The 13,723-nt window shown below is 33.5% G+C and carries 13 protein-coding genes; 12 read left to right on the top strand and 1 reads right to left on the bottom strand.

Annotation, left to right across the window (positions count from 1 at the left end):
- Positions 1-33: 33 nt before the first annotated feature.
- From HT678_RS09685 to ftsY, 12 genes are all read left to right on the top strand, one after another.
- The gene (locus HT678_RS09685) at positions 34-1,890 is read left to right on the top strand and encodes a hypothetical protein (RefSeq protein ID WP_000744515.1); all 1,857 of its coding nucleotides are present in this window, start codon (positions 34-36) and stop codon (positions 1,888-1,890) included.
- 495 nt (positions 1,891-2,385) lie between these two features.
- Positions 2,386-2,856, top strand: coding sequence for a hypothetical protein (locus tag HT678_RS09680; protein ID WP_000350878.1), 471 nt, complete (start codon positions 2,386-2,388; stop codon positions 2,854-2,856).
- Positions 2,857-2,861: 5 nt separating this feature from the next.
- Entirely contained in the window at positions 2,862-3,020 is a 159-nt protein-coding gene (locus HT678_RS11620; RefSeq protein WP_240153456.1) for a hypothetical protein, read from the top strand.
- Between the two features lie 44 nt (positions 3,021-3,064).
- Complete coding sequence (locus HT678_RS09675) at positions 3,065-3,982, top strand: hypothetical protein (protein WP_240153455.1); 918 nt, start codon at positions 3,065-3,067, stop codon at positions 3,980-3,982.
- Positions 3,983-3,985: 3 nt separating this feature from the next.
- Entirely contained in the window at positions 3,986-4,918 is a 933-nt protein-coding gene (locus HT678_RS09670; RefSeq protein WP_001144047.1) for a hypothetical protein, read from the top strand.
- Positions 4,905-6,131, top strand: a complete 1,227-nt coding sequence (locus HT678_RS09665) for an MFS transporter (RefSeq protein ID WP_001257305.1) — start codon at positions 4,905-4,907, stop codon at positions 6,129-6,131. The genes HT678_RS09670 and HT678_RS09665 overlap by 14 nt, the downstream gene beginning before the upstream one ends.
- A complete protein-coding gene (locus HT678_RS09660; RefSeq protein WP_000846118.1) occupies positions 6,115-6,882 on the top strand; it encodes a site-specific DNA-methyltransferase in 768 nt (255 codons plus the stop codon). Before HT678_RS09665 ends, HT678_RS09660 begins: the two co-directional genes overlap by 17 nt.
- 21 nt (positions 6,883-6,903) lie before the next feature.
- Positions 6,904-8,070, top strand: coding sequence for a nucleotide sugar dehydrogenase (locus HT678_RS09655; protein WP_000705670.1), 1,167 nt, complete (start codon positions 6,904-6,906; stop codon positions 8,068-8,070).
- Between the two features lie 306 nt (positions 8,071-8,376).
- Positions 8,377-8,517, top strand: coding sequence for a hypothetical protein (locus HT678_RS11790; protein ID WP_212750423.1), 141 nt, complete (start codon positions 8,377-8,379; stop codon positions 8,515-8,517).
- Positions 8,518-9,139: 622 nt separating this feature from the next.
- Positions 9,140-9,931, top strand: a complete 792-nt coding sequence (locus HT678_RS09640; RefSeq protein WP_025170661.1) for an HAD family hydrolase — start codon at positions 9,140-9,142, stop codon at positions 9,929-9,931.
- Complete coding sequence (locus tag HT678_RS09635) at positions 9,931-10,749, top strand: Cof-type HAD-IIB family hydrolase (RefSeq protein WP_119946646.1); 819 nt, start codon at positions 9,931-9,933, stop codon at positions 10,747-10,749. Before HT678_RS09640 ends, HT678_RS09635 begins: the two co-directional genes overlap by 1 nt.
- 3 nt (positions 10,750-10,752) lie before the next feature.
- Positions 10,753-12,042 carry a signal recognition particle-docking protein FtsY gene (gene ftsY, locus HT678_RS09630; RefSeq protein ID WP_138707763.1) on the top strand — a complete coding sequence of 430 codons (1,290 nt, stop codon included), beginning with the start codon at positions 10,753-10,755 and terminating at the stop codon, positions 12,040-12,042.
- A 45-nt stretch (positions 12,043-12,087) separates the two neighbouring features.
- Here ftsY and zwf read toward each other — a convergent pair whose 3' ends face one another.
- Positions 12,088-13,575 (bottom strand): glucose-6-phosphate dehydrogenase, encoded by a 1,488-nt coding sequence (gene zwf, locus HT678_RS09625; protein WP_033681726.1) that lies wholly within the window; start codon positions 13,573-13,575, stop codon positions 12,088-12,090.
- Between the last annotated feature and the right edge of the window lie 148 nt (positions 13,576-13,723).

Here is a 13,723-nt window from a genome sequence, read left to right as displayed (position 1 = left end):
AAAATACGGTATTTATAATTTGGGAGGCTTTAATTGAAAAAACAGAATTTATTTAAAATATCAAATAATGTACAAGAGTATTCGAATGCTTTTAATACTATGGGTTTAAATTTTCAAGGAGAAATTCCTATTTTTGTTGACCACAAAAGAGAAGATTTACTTCATAATATCAAGCGAATTAACAATGAATATTCCGAATGCTATAAAACAACGCCAATTTACCAATGCGATGCAGGGATCACTCTATCTTCTGATTTAGAGTTTTATAAAAACTGTAGGTTATTTTGTAAGAAGTGGGTGACCTCTTTAAATGAGATGATAAACATAGAAAATCTGGTAGTAATAGGACTATATAAAGATTTTTCACAATATAAAATTTTGACTATATTAGAATATTGTAAGAAAAATAATATTGAACTGTACATACTGACAGGAAGAGATCTATCTTCATTGTCTTGGATGATAGGAAAGCAGTTTTACTCAAAAAGTGAAAAAGAAGTACGAAAAGCAGTCTTTTCGCATAAAAAGTTAAATGAATTTAGTGAAACAAAAAACAAATGGGATATTTTTGATATAAAAAGGCTTGAAAATGAAAATATAAAAAATCTTTTGGAAGAAAAATCTTGGTCAGAATTAGTTTTTCATGGACATGGAAAAGAAGATCATCTAAATTTAGCTGATTTCACTTTGCATGGTTTTAATAAATTAATTCCTCAACAAGAAAAATTTGCTCCTTCTTGGGGCCATCAAGGGCAATCTTTTTTTAAGGATGAGAGTAAAGCAATACGTATTAGCTCTATAAATGTTGAAACATTATTTTTATTATCTTGTAGTAATTTTCCGTTTAATGATTGTAGATTGTATGATTCTAGATTCAACTTAACATTAGATGCTATCGATGGAATAGCAAGAAATATTGTTGCTTCTATTGCTGTTCAATCGATTGATAATCCAGAGATATATGAAATTTTTTCAGATTCAAATTTGACAAATATTGGAACCAAACTTCATAATAAATTAAATGATGTACAGCCGTTTGTTTCAATTGTTAATATTGGACTCCCAAATACTAGAAAAGTAGATCAATCACTTGAAAATATAAATGGGATTGTCCGATTAACCCAAAGTAGCAAAATGATTTTATCGCGACTTGCTTCATATGTTTCGTCTGGGTTATTAAGTAGTGAACATGAGGTAAAAAAGTTATCTAATAATGTTTTAGCAGATTACATGCAAATGACACGCAGAGGTACCTATGGAGTGACAGAAGAAAAATATTTAAATTTTGAACAAAATTTAATAAATAGAGTAAATCCTATTTCTAAAAAGATAGCTGAAATAATGATTCAGAACCAAAATGACGAGCTTTTCGAATTTGATCGATATAATATTTTTAGGTCTATAATTGATGAAAGTAGTATTTTCAAAAAAATATGTTGTTGTGGAAGTTCGGGTGTTGGTTGCAACTATATTCCAGAAACTAACAATTTATTCAATATTAATTCTTTCTATTGTTATAGGTGCGGTGATAAAAATACTTCAATGACAGGCATGCCAGAAGTAGATTTTATGTGTGATAATTATGATAGAGAAAGATTAAGAATAAAATATAAGATTGTTATTACTCCACAACATAGAGGAGATGTTTACTTAGGAGTACAGCTACCAACATATGTAGAAAAGTCATCAAATACCTCACCAGAGTTGAAAAGAATACGTTTTAAAAATATTGGAACTAAAGTAGTTGAAGGAGAGATCTGTTTTAACGAGGATACTTTACTTCAAAGCTATTATCTTAAGCTATTTATTATTCAGAATGGGGGAATAGCTATTAGTAGATGTTTCTTCAATTTAATAAATAATTGTGAGGGAAAGTTTGAAAAAATATAAATGTAATATATTTATTATTTACTCTAATTTTGAGTAATTGAAACACGAGGAGTATTCCTTCACCAAATTTGAGAAAGGCCTATTTCTTTTTATAAACAAGTCGCTTATCTAATAATAAATTTACTAATTATAATCTTAAGAAATCGTAAAGCAATACAAGATATCAGATATTTATCTGTAAATCTATTAATTAGCATTCTAGTCTTATCTTCATTATAAAATCAGTATTTTGAGATGTACAAGACAAGCTTCCTAGTTTTCTCTTTGATTTTTTTAGTATTATGGTCACAGTTGGTTGTACCTAATAGGATGAACTACAGTTATAATGATGGATTTTTTCAAATGTATTGGCTGAAGCACTCACTTAATCGCCTCGTCGCGATTTGTAATAGTGATATGTTTTCACGTTTTATATTATAGTTTTAAACAAAGAGCACAATACTTTTTAACTCAGTGTTGTGTATTGAATGAAACGAAAGAAAGGAATGAATAACAATGGATATTTTTTTAGGTACACCAATCACAGGAATAATTAATCCGAACTTGAAAAGTCCGTTAGAAACTGCGACAAAGTCCAGAATTAAGGGGATTATTTCTGATTTGAGATCGTATGGTCATAATGTGTTTTGTGCTCTAGAGGAAGAAGAATTTGGCAAAAAGATTGCAGATTCTTTAGAATGTACCCTTAGAGATTATTCGATACTGAAACAAAGTAATGTATATATTACTTTTCCAAATAATAGTTATGGATGTGCTGTGGAACTTGGTTGGGCTTCAGCGCACTCTATTCCTATTGTCTTAGGAATTAACAAAAGAATCGGTTCAAAAACACCATTGTATGAAGGTTTACACACAACAGGTACTCAGGTTCATGTTATTTATTATGATTCTGAAGATGAGTTTCCAGATAAACTTGAATGGTTAAAAATATTAAAGTACATAGAAAAGCATATATTTATTAGGTGATTGTTATGAGAATTTTGACAGTAACTACAAATTTTGGTTTTGGTCCGTCTTCCAAATTATATTCTATTATCAAAGAGCTATTGAAGATGGGATATAAAGAGATTACATTTTGCGGAAATGGAGAATCTATAAATTTTTTAAGACCAACTTTGGTAATAGATTAGAATACATCGAGTGTGATACTGATGAAATTAGGTCTGAAAGCTTTTTGAAAATAGTAGATATTAAGAATTATGAACTCTTAATTAATGTTATGAATCTGAATATTCCTAAAATTCAACGAGATACAAATTTAAATGTAAAAAGTGTATTTGTTGATAGTCTAAGTTGGATGTGGGAAAAACCCCTAGATGGGATTAACGAATATGATATTTATTTTGTTCAAAATGCTTTTATTGATCCCAATAATTTATCGCAGTATAAGAATATCCAAACAATAAATCCTATTATTAATACGGAAGGAATAACAAAAACAAAAGATTTCAAAAACAATAAAATTCTATTAAATTTCGCTGGTATAGTTACTCCATATGAAAATGATGTATTTTTCAAAAAGTACATGTTATTTTATCTAAAACTTTTTTCAAAAATACCTAATATTGATAAATATGAGATTGATTGTGCTTGTAACATGACGCAGAAAAAATGGATTGAATCAAACAACCGTTTTGACTACAATGTTACATTTAAAGTAATGTCCCATAAAGAGTTTCTATCAGCGTCATGTGAAGCAAGTAGGATATTTACAACACCTGGTTTGACATTTTATTTAGAGAGTTTAGAATTAGGCTTAAAACCACATTATTTTTTGCTTTCAAATTATTCTCAGGCATTATTGCTTGAAAAATATAATCAAATCTCTGGGAATTGTAATACCTTATCTAAGTATGGATATTTATTTTCAACAGATGAGTTACTTGAAGAAAGTGAAGGTGTGACTAAAGTAAGAGAAGCATTTTCTAATATTAGTACAAGATATAAAGAAGAAATCTTCGACAATATAATATCATATATTAATGAAGGTTCGGTGTATGAATCAAAAAATGAAATTCAATATAAGGAAGAGAGCGGTATTCGTTCAATTATTAGAATTATGCTTGAAAAAGGACTATTGAAAGGAAGATAATACATGCCTGTGATTGAAGATATTGATTTTTCCAATTTACTAGTGAAAAAAATGTATAAAAAAGATTTAAATCAGATAATTTCATTAAATGACTTAAATTATGATGCTAGTTTTAGGGATAATTTAATAGTTTTTGATGAAACAAGTAATTTTTCTCCAAATAACAGTCTTGTTGTTGGGGGGGCTTGTATTGATCGCTGTGATGCAAAAATTGATAATCTGGCTATCAATTTTTACTTTGATATACTGATGCCTATTAATGAGGCCATCATGAAAAATTTAAATTGTGCAATATATGTGGATACACCTATTGAATCATGTAAAGATGATTGTGAAAAAGAAAGATGGCAACAATTTGTTAAACGCTTAGAAATATTTTTTGAACAGCTAGGAAAACGTGTAGGCATTGAAATAAAAATAATTCGAAGAGATTTATCTTATAAAATGATTGATAAGATATTAAAAAAACATAACTTTAGTGATGATGAATTAAAAGGTTTGTATGATTTAGTGCCTAGTGCAAAGAATATTGTATTTGGACCAGAACTATTACTTCATTTTCGTAGATCAATCATTTCGTATTTACCAGAATTCATTTCAGAATATTTTGAAGAAAATTTTGAAGAAATTATAGTTTGTGAAGAGTTAAGTCAGTGTAAAGCAATTGGCAAAGCCTGGAGAATCAGTAATAAAATATATCCCAAAATATATATAGATATGCCATCTCTTAGTTGTAGAAATCGCATGCATAGGAGTAATAATGGGAAAATAGGTATTTTTGAATCAGCATCTTTGAATAAAACTAGAAAATCTGATCCATTGTTTCATGAATTTATGAATAGAATAGAATTGGAAGCTATTTTTAAATCTTTTGATGTTGATAATTTTTGGTTAGTAAAAGATGAATTAGAAGGAATGTGGTATGAGAAGCAATAAAATTTCATCAGAGTTAAAATATTATCTATATATCATTTTTACAAATTTACGATTTACTAGAATAGTAAATATTATCTTTATTGTTCAGTTTTTGGGATTATCTTTAGTACAATTTGCATTTTTTCAATCTATTTTTCTATTTTCACAATTAGTTTCAGAGATTCCCTCCGGAATTTTAGGAGATAGGTTTAGTAAGAAGAAAATCGTTCTATTGGGACTAGTTCTGTTATCAATTACTCCATTATTAACTCTTTCATCAATCTTGCTAATGAAGGACTATGTTTACTATGTTATACTAGGTGCATTTGTTTTAGAAGGAGTAGGAAATGCTTTTTTAAGTGGAGCTGATGATGCCTTGTTTTTTGAATCTCTAAGAAGTGAAGGCAAGGAGGAGAGTTATGGGAAAATACGAGGAAAGTTACAATTAATCAGCGCTCTGACTTTGGGGATTGCTACATTTATAGGAGGTGGTTTATATAGCATTACAAGATGTTTACCATATTTTATACAATCTTTTACACTTATAGGTTCAATGATAATCATCATATCTATTCCAGATAATCAGAAACACTCTATAGAAGATCTTAATCAAAATGGTGTTCCGAAATTTAAAGAATTATTTTCAGTTTTTCATAGGTTGCTAAAATCTACTAAAATTCTTTTCATGTTCGCTTTTACTACGGTTATTGTCTCAGCAATTAACGTAGTATTTGCTTTATTACCAGATTATTTTTCTAAAATAGGATTTTCTACATCTATTAATGGAGCTATGTTTATGATTTATAGTATCATTGGTGGCATAGTAGCAACTCAAGCTTATAAAATATCAAAAATAAGAGTTTCTAAATTAATTATGCTGCTATCATTGATACTAATGATTTCCATTATTTTTCAAATTTTGCCTTTCAATGCCACATTTATATTTAGTTTTCTACTGTTGTACATTATCATAGATATTCTTGATCCTATTATCATGGAGATGTTACATCTTTGGGTTGATGACAATTCAAGAGCAACAGTTATATCAGGACTATCCTTTTCAATTAGTCTTGTTACAATGTTGGTAAATCCGATAATTGGTGTAGGAATTCAAATATTTAATATGAGAATAACTATCTTATTGATTTCTTGTTTTATGATTGTAATGATATTAATCTCGTATATGTTAATAGAAAAAACTAAAAGGAGTAAAAAACATGAAAACAGAGAATAAGGCTTATTTAGGTGATTCCAGAGCTATGGAAGATGTAGAAAATGATTCTGTTGATTTAATAATCACTTCTCCACCATATTTTAATTTAGTTGATTATCAACACGATGATCAGATTGGGTTAACAGAAACATATAAAGGCTATATTCAGAGTCTAAATAGTGTTTGGGAAAGATGTAGTAAAATATTAAAAGAAACAGGAACAATTTGCATCAATATTTGCAGTTCTGTAGAAATTAGCAGAAAAAATCAAAATATGTATTACGATATCAAACATGAAATTGAAAAATTCTTTGCGGAGCATAATTTCTATATTGAAGGGACAATAATATGGAATTTGAATAATACTTCATATATCAAAAATCAAGTTGAAAAATATCCTTCAAGTTATTCGAATAATGAGTCTTTGATTCTAAATAACTATGAATACATATTGATTTTTAAGAAAAAGTCAGAATTTATAGTGTGGGATAGAAACATTGAGGGCACTAAATTTATTGACTGCATTTGGAATATACCTTGGGATTATTCTACAAGACCACCAGCTTTTCCAGAACAAATTGTCAATCAACTTATTGATATTTATTCTCTGGAAGGTGATGTTGTGTTGGATCCGTTTATGGGGCAAGCGACTACATCTTTGTGTGCTTTTAAGAAAAATAGAAAGTTCATTACCTATGAATTAAATCCAACCACTTATAAATTAGGTTTAAAAAAACTAAATCAAGTGGGTGCGCTGAATGTAAACAGATAAGAAAGTAGTAGAAGGTCTATTATGAAAATAACTACAGTTGGTATGGGGTACGTCGGTTTGACTTTATCTGTCCTGTTATCTCAGGAACATGACGTGGTTGGATTAGACATTAATTTACAGAAAGTCGAACAGCTTAATAATAAAATTTGTCCATTTATCGACTATGAGTTGGAGAGATATTTTTTAAATAAAGATTTGAAATTCGAAGCTTGTATTTATGATGAGAAGTACTTTGAAAAAGTTGATTGTATCATAATAGCAATACCAACAGACTTTGATGAAAATAAAGGAGTATTAGATACTGAGGGTATAGAATCAGTTATAGCTGATTGCCTAAGTATTAATCCTGTTGCATATATAGTTATAAAATCTACAGTGCCAATCGGATTTACGAATTATTTGAATACAAAATTTCACACAGATCGGATCATTTTTTCTCCAGAGTTTTTGCGTGAAGGAAAAGCATTATTAGATAACTTATTTCCATCTAGAATTATTTTGGGAGGGAGAGCTGAATATTGTCAAAGATTTGGAAGATTATTATCGGAGTTCTCGTTAAATGAAGTTGCCCCGATTCTACTGACAAATTCAGCTGAAGCTGAAGCAATTAAGTTATTTTCAAATTCATACCTTGCAATGAGAATTGCGTTCTTCAATGAAATTGATAGTTTTTCCATTATGAAAGGGTTAAATACTAAAAATATCATTGAAGGAATTTGTTCTGAAGAAAGAATCGGAGAATTTTACAATAATCCTAGTTTTGGTTATGGAGGATACTGTTTACCTAAAGATACAAAACATATGTTAAGTGAATGTGAAGGCCTTCCAACTGTTTTGTTAGATTCTATTGTATTAAGTAACCAAAAAAGATCAGAGTTTATAGCAACACAAATAACAAAAAATAATATATACAATGTAGGCATTTATCGTTTGCTAGCTAAAAAAGATTCTGATAATATTCGTGATTCGTCAACTGAAAATGTGATTAAACAATTAACGAAATATAATGTAAATATTATTATTTATGAACCGTTTTTGTCTTCAAAAGAGATTTTTGATGCTAAAGTTGTAACGAATCTGGAAGAATTTAAAAAAACATCGGATGTTATTATTTCAAATAGAATTTCAGATGAATTGTCTGATGTATTAGAAAAAGTTTATACAAGAGATATATTTAATAGGGATTAAATAATAATATTTTACTTTTGAGAAGTTGCGATAACATAATATTTGAGAAAATCAAAGTATATTACGATTTATAGCGAAATGAAATAAAAATTGAACAAATTTATTGGGGAAGTTAAACCAATTTCTAACAATGTTTTAGAAACAACGGTGTACTATTTCAATGTCAATATACTATGTTATAACATGTTTTTTATAAGATAAGTAACTATAGAAGAAAAGTTTCTATAACAACCTCTTCCTCATCCGAAAGAAACCTCTTATTGGGTCTTAAAAAGTGATAGCCAGCAGACCTATTATTAGACTTTTTTGTCAGGGAAAGATGAGCAACAAGGTATCACGCTTTACCATCATGATCAGCGACGGAGTGGTTTAGTAGTGCAGGAATCTCAGGGAGCTTATTCTGCTTATGCGATAGCAGTCCAAGGTTTAGGAGCAAAGCGATGCTAAGCTTGGTAAACTGCGAGATGCTCGTCCGCTTATCGTCAACTGGAAGAAGCTGCACTTGTTGGTTGTTGGGCACATGTGAGAAAGGAGTTTTTTGAAGCGACGCCCAAGCAAGTGGGGAAATCATCGTTAGGTGCTAAAGGCTTAGCTTATTGATGGGATACATTGTCGATTGATGAACGACTACAGAAACGTCAAGAAAAGCTCCAACCCTGAATGGAAGACTTCTTTGTTTGGTGCCGGATCCAGTCAGTTTTACAGGGTTCAGAACTAGGGAAGGCTATTGAATACAGGCTCAATTCTGAAGAAACCTTTAAGACAATTTTGAAAGACGAGCATCTCTTCCTTGTTATTGGACGATAAACAAGTGGAACTTACTCTGACTTGGAATTCCACTTGTTTTTTCGATTTTTATCAGATTAATTTCAACTTTTATTGGCGGTGGAAGTTAGTTTGGGAATTTAGAAAAAATCCAGTTATACTAAAGGGTTAAGTAATATTGGATAAAAATTAAGTGATAAAGTCGGGAGTTTATCAAGCGTCTAATCTCAAATGGATTAGGCGCTATTTGCTTTTTCTATGGTATAATAGAAGGTGGATTTATTAATTGGAGTATGAAGAATTTATGATTAAACTAGTAGCAACGGATATGGACGGAACCTTCCTAGATGAGAATGGACGCTTTGATATGGACCGCCTCAAGTCTCTCTTGGTTTCTTACAAGGAAAAAGGGATTTACTTTGCGGTGGCTTCGGGGCGCGGATTTTTATCTCTAGAAAAATTATTTGCTGATGTTCGTGATGACATTATTTTCATCGCGGAAAATGGCAGTTTAGTAGAGTATCAAGGTCAGGACTTGTATGAAGCGACTATGTCTCGTGAGTTTTATCTGGCAACTTTTGAAAAGCTGAAAACGTCACCTTATGTAGATATCAATAAATTGCTCTTGACGGGTAAGAAGGGTTCTTATGTGCTAGATACGGTTGATGCAACCTATTTGAAAGAGAGCCAGCACTATAATGAAAATATCCAAAAAGTAGCGAGTTTGGAAGCTATCACAGATGATATTTTCAAATTTACAACCAACTTCACAGAAGAAACGCTAGAAGCTGGGGAAACTTGGGTCAATGAAAATGTCCCTGGTGTTAAGGCCATGACAACTGGCTTTGAATCCATTGATATTGTTCTGGATTATGTCGATAAGGGTGTGGCTATTGTTGAATTAGCTAAAAAACTTGGTATCACAATGGATCAGGTTATGGCTTTTGGAGACAATCTAAATGATTTGCATATGATGCAGGTTGTGGGACATCCTGTAGCTCCTGAAAATGCACGACCAGAAATTTTAGAATTAGCAGAGACTGTGATTGGTCACCATAAGGATCAGTCGGTTATAGCTTATATGGAGGGCTTATAATGGCAGATATAAAATTGATTGCATTGGACTTGGACGGGACCTTGCTGACTACTGATAAAAGGCTGACGGATCGTACCAAAGCAACCTTGAAAGCTGCGCGTGATCGTGGTATCAAGGTCGTATTGACAACTGGTCGTCCCTTAAAAGCCATGGATTTCTTTCTCCATGAGCTAGGGACTGACGGTCAGGAAGATGAGTATACGATTACTTTTAATGGTGGTTTGGTTCAGAAGAATACAGGTGAAATCCTTGATAAAACAGTCTTTTCATATGATGATGTGGCACGCTTGTATGAGGAGACAGAGAAATTATCACTGCCTCTTGATGCTATCTCAGAAGGAACTGTTTATCAAATCCAATCGGACCAAGAAAGTCTTTATGCCAAATTCAATCCAGCATTGACCTTTATTCCAGTGGACTTTGAAGACTTGTCTAGTCAGATGACTTACAATAAGTGTGTGACTGCCTTTGCTCAAGAACCCTTGGATGCAGCTATTCAGAAGATTTCTCCAGAATTGTTTGACCAATATGAAATCTTTAAATCACGTGAAATGTTGCTAGAGTGGTCACCAAAGAATGTTCATAAAGCAACAGGTTTGGCAAAACTAATTAGCCATCTTGGAATTGACCAAAGCCAAGTCATGGCTTGTGGTGACGAGGCCAATGACCTCTCTATGATTGAGTGGGCGGGACTCGGTGTTGCCATGCAAAACGCTGTTCCTGAAGTAAAGGCAGCCGCAAATGTAGTAACGCCGATGACCAACGATGAGGAAGCTGTCGCCTGGGCTATCGAAGAATATGTGCTAAAGGAGAACTAAGATATGGGATTATTTGACCGTCTATTCGGAAAAAAAGAAGAACCTAAAATAGAAGAAGTTGTAAAAGAAGCTCTGGAAAATCTTGATTTGTCTGAAGATACGGAGCCTGCCCTTACAGAAGCTGAGGAAGTTTCTCAGGAAGATGAAGAAGTTGAAATTGTTGAACAAGCTAAGCTCCAAGAAGAGGAAATCCAAGATACAGTTGAAGAAAGTATGGATTCAAAGCCAACTGTAGAGGTTTCTCAAGAAGAAATAGAAGAATTTCCAAACTCAGAAGAAGTCTCAGAGGGAGATAATCCTGAGCACGAACGAACTGTAGAAGAAAATAATTCTGAAGTGCTTGAAGCACAAACGCCTCAAGCAGAAGAAACTGTTCAGGAAAAATATGACCGCAGTCTCAAGAAGACTCGTACAGGCTTCGGTGCTCGTTTGAATGCCTTCCTTGCCAACTTCCGCTCTGTTGACGAAGAATTTTTCGAGGAACTGGAAGAACTGCTGATCATGAGTGACGTTGGTGTACAGGTCGCTTCTAACTTAACAGATGAGTTACGCTACGAAGCCAAGCTTGAAAACGCCAAGAAACCTGATGCACTGCGCCGTGTCATCATTGAGAAATTGGTTGAGCTTTATGAAAAGGATGGTAGCTACGATGAAAGCATCCACTTCCAAAATGGCTTGACAGTCATGCTCTTTGTCGGTGTTAATGGTGTTGGGAAAACAACTTCTATCGGAAAACTAGCCCACCGCTACAAACAAGCTGGCAAGAAGGTTATGTTGGTTGCGGCAGACACCTTCCGTGCAGGGGCGGTAGCCCAGCTTGCTGAATGGGGCCGTCGTGTGGACGTTCCAGTTGTGACTGGATCTGAAAAAGCTGATCCAGCCAGTGTGGTCTTTGATGGCATGGAACGTGCCGTGGCTGAAGGTATCGATATTCTCATGATCGATACTGCTGGTCGTTTGCAAAACAAGGACAACCTCATGGCTGAGTTGGAAAAGATTGGTCGTATTATCAAACGTATTGTGCCAGAAGCTCCTCATGAAACCTTCTTGGCACTTGATGCATCAACAGGTCAAAATGCCTTGGTACAGGCCAAAGAATTTTCAAAAATCACTCCTTTAACAGGAATTGTCTTGACTAAGATTGATGGAACTGCTCGAGGTGGTGTTGTTCTAGCCATCCGTGAAGAACTCAATATTCCTGTAAAATTGATTGGTTTTGGTGAAAAAATCGATGATATTGGAGAGTTTAACTCAGAAAACTTTATGAAAGGTCTCTTGGAAGGCTTAATCTAATCAGAAGCAAAAATCCTGCAAGGCATAAACTTGCAGGAAATTTTTTTATTCTAAACGACCATCTTGACGATAGGCGATATCTGGTTGCCAAGTCCATTTGGCACCGAATTTTTCAAGTAAGTCAAAGCTTGCTTGAGGTCCCATGCTTCCAGCTTTATAGTCATGAAGTGGGGCACCATTTTCAGCCCAGAGCTCTTCGATACGGTCAATCAATTTCCATGACGCACCAACTTCATCCCAGTGGCTAAAGTTAGTTGAGTTGTTATTTAGGACATCATAAATCAATTTCTCGTATGGTTCTGGAGAAGCACCAGTTGCGGTCGCATCTGTACGGTAATCCAGTGAGTTAGGAGCTAAGTTAAATTCTTCTCCTACTTGCTTCCCATTTAGACTGAGAGAGAAGCCTTCTGTGGGTTGGATATAGATGGTCAAAATGTTTGGAGCAAGTGGTTCTCCAAAGATAGAGTCCATTTGTTTAAAGACGATGTTGACATGAGTGCCTTTTTCAGTCAGACGTTTACCAGTACGGAAGAAGAAAGGAACACCACGGAATCGATCGCTGTCTACAAAGAAAGCACCAGATGCAAAGGTTTCAGTTGTAGATTCTGGATTTACATTTGGCTCGCTACGATAAGAGATGTATTTCATGCCATCAATCTTACCAGAGCGGTATTGACCACGGATAAAGTGTTCTTTAAGTTCTTCATCAGTTGGATGATAGAGGTTTTTAAAAACCTTAATCTTTTCAGCACGAATCTCATCTTTTGTGAAGCTTGCTGGCTTGTCCATGGCAAGAAGGGAAAGGAGTTGTAGAGTGTGGTTTTGTACCATGTCACGGAGGGCACCAGATTCATCATAATAGCCACCACGTTCTTCTACGCCTAAGCGCTCCGCAAAGGTAATTTGAACATTGTCGATAAAGTCTTTGTTCCAAACGTTTTCAAAAATCAAGTTTGCAAAGCGAACTGCAAAGATACTTTGGATCATTTCCTTCCCAAGATAATGGTCAATACGGAAAATTTGTTCTTCGTCAAATGTTGCTAGGAGCTCGTCATTCAACTTGCTTGCGCTTGCGTAATCTGTACCAAATGGTTTCTCAACGATTAAGCGCTCAAAACCTTTTCCATCTACGATATTTTCAGACTTGAGGTGTTTGGCAATAGTTCCAAAGAACTGAGGTGCCATAGACAAGAAGAAGAGCTTGTTGTGTTCAGCTTGGTACTTGTCATTTAGTTCAGCCTGCAATTGACGCAAAGCAATGTAGTGTTCTGTATCGTTGACATCATGACTTTGATAGTAGAAGTGGCTAGCGAACTCTTGAGCCTGTTCGGTACTATCTGCCAAATCAAGGATAGATTCGACTACAACAGATTCAAAATATTCCTTGCTCCAAGGACGACGGGCAGTTCCAATGACTGCAAAGTGCTTGGAAAGATTGCCGGATTTATATAGTCTAAATAGGGAAGGGTAGAGCTTGCGTTTAGCCAGGTCTCCACTCGCACCGAAAATTGTAACAATAACCTTAGATGACATCTAGCTACCTAATTTCTATTTTTATTCCTAGTTTTGCTAGGTATGAGGAAACCTCATTTCATAAACTTAATTCTAACATAATTTTCCGAAAAATCAAAAATTCCAATACGAGATAGAAAAAAACTGCAAGGAAATCCTTACAGTTGGC

Source organism: Streptococcus sp. 3167 (assembly GCF_013277175.1).
GTDB lineage: Bacteria > Bacillota > Bacilli > Lactobacillales > Streptococcaceae > Streptococcus > Streptococcus pseudopneumoniae.
Note: the sequence above shows the minus strand (reverse complement) of the source record. Positions and strands in the feature narration are given on the sequence as shown.

Coding starts and splice junctions, on each gene's coding strand:
- HT678_RS09680 (WP_000350878.1), top strand. CDS start 2,386: ATGGATATTTTTTTAGGTACACCAATCACAGGAATAATTAATCCGAAC.
- HT678_RS09665 (WP_001257305.1), top strand. CDS start 4,905: ATGAGAAGCAATAAAATTTCATCAGAGTTAAAATATTATCTATATATC.
- HT678_RS09655 (WP_000705670.1), top strand. CDS start 6,904: ATGAAAATAACTACAGTTGGTATGGGGTACGTCGGTTTGACTTTATCT.
- ftsY (WP_138707763.1), top strand. CDS start 10,753: ATGGGATTATTTGACCGTCTATTCGGAAAAAAAGAAGAACCTAAAATA.
- HT678_RS09635 (WP_119946646.1), top strand. CDS start 9,931: ATGGCAGATATAAAATTGATTGCATTGGACTTGGACGGGACCTTGCTG.
- HT678_RS09640 (WP_025170661.1), top strand. CDS start 9,140: ATGATTAAACTAGTAGCAACGGATATGGACGGAACCTTCCTAGATGAG.
- HT678_RS11620 (WP_240153456.1), top strand. CDS start 2,862: ATGAGAATTTTGACAGTAACTACAAATTTTGGTTTTGGTCCGTCTTCC.
- zwf (WP_033681726.1), bottom strand. CDS start 13,575: ATGTCATCTAAGGTTATTGTTACAATTTTCGGTGCGAGTGGAGACCTG.
- HT678_RS09660 (WP_000846118.1), top strand. CDS start 6,115: ATGAAAACAGAGAATAAGGCTTATTTAGGTGATTCCAGAGCTATGGAA.
- HT678_RS09670 (WP_001144047.1), top strand. CDS start 3,986: ATGCCTGTGATTGAAGATATTGATTTTTCCAATTTACTAGTGAAAAAA.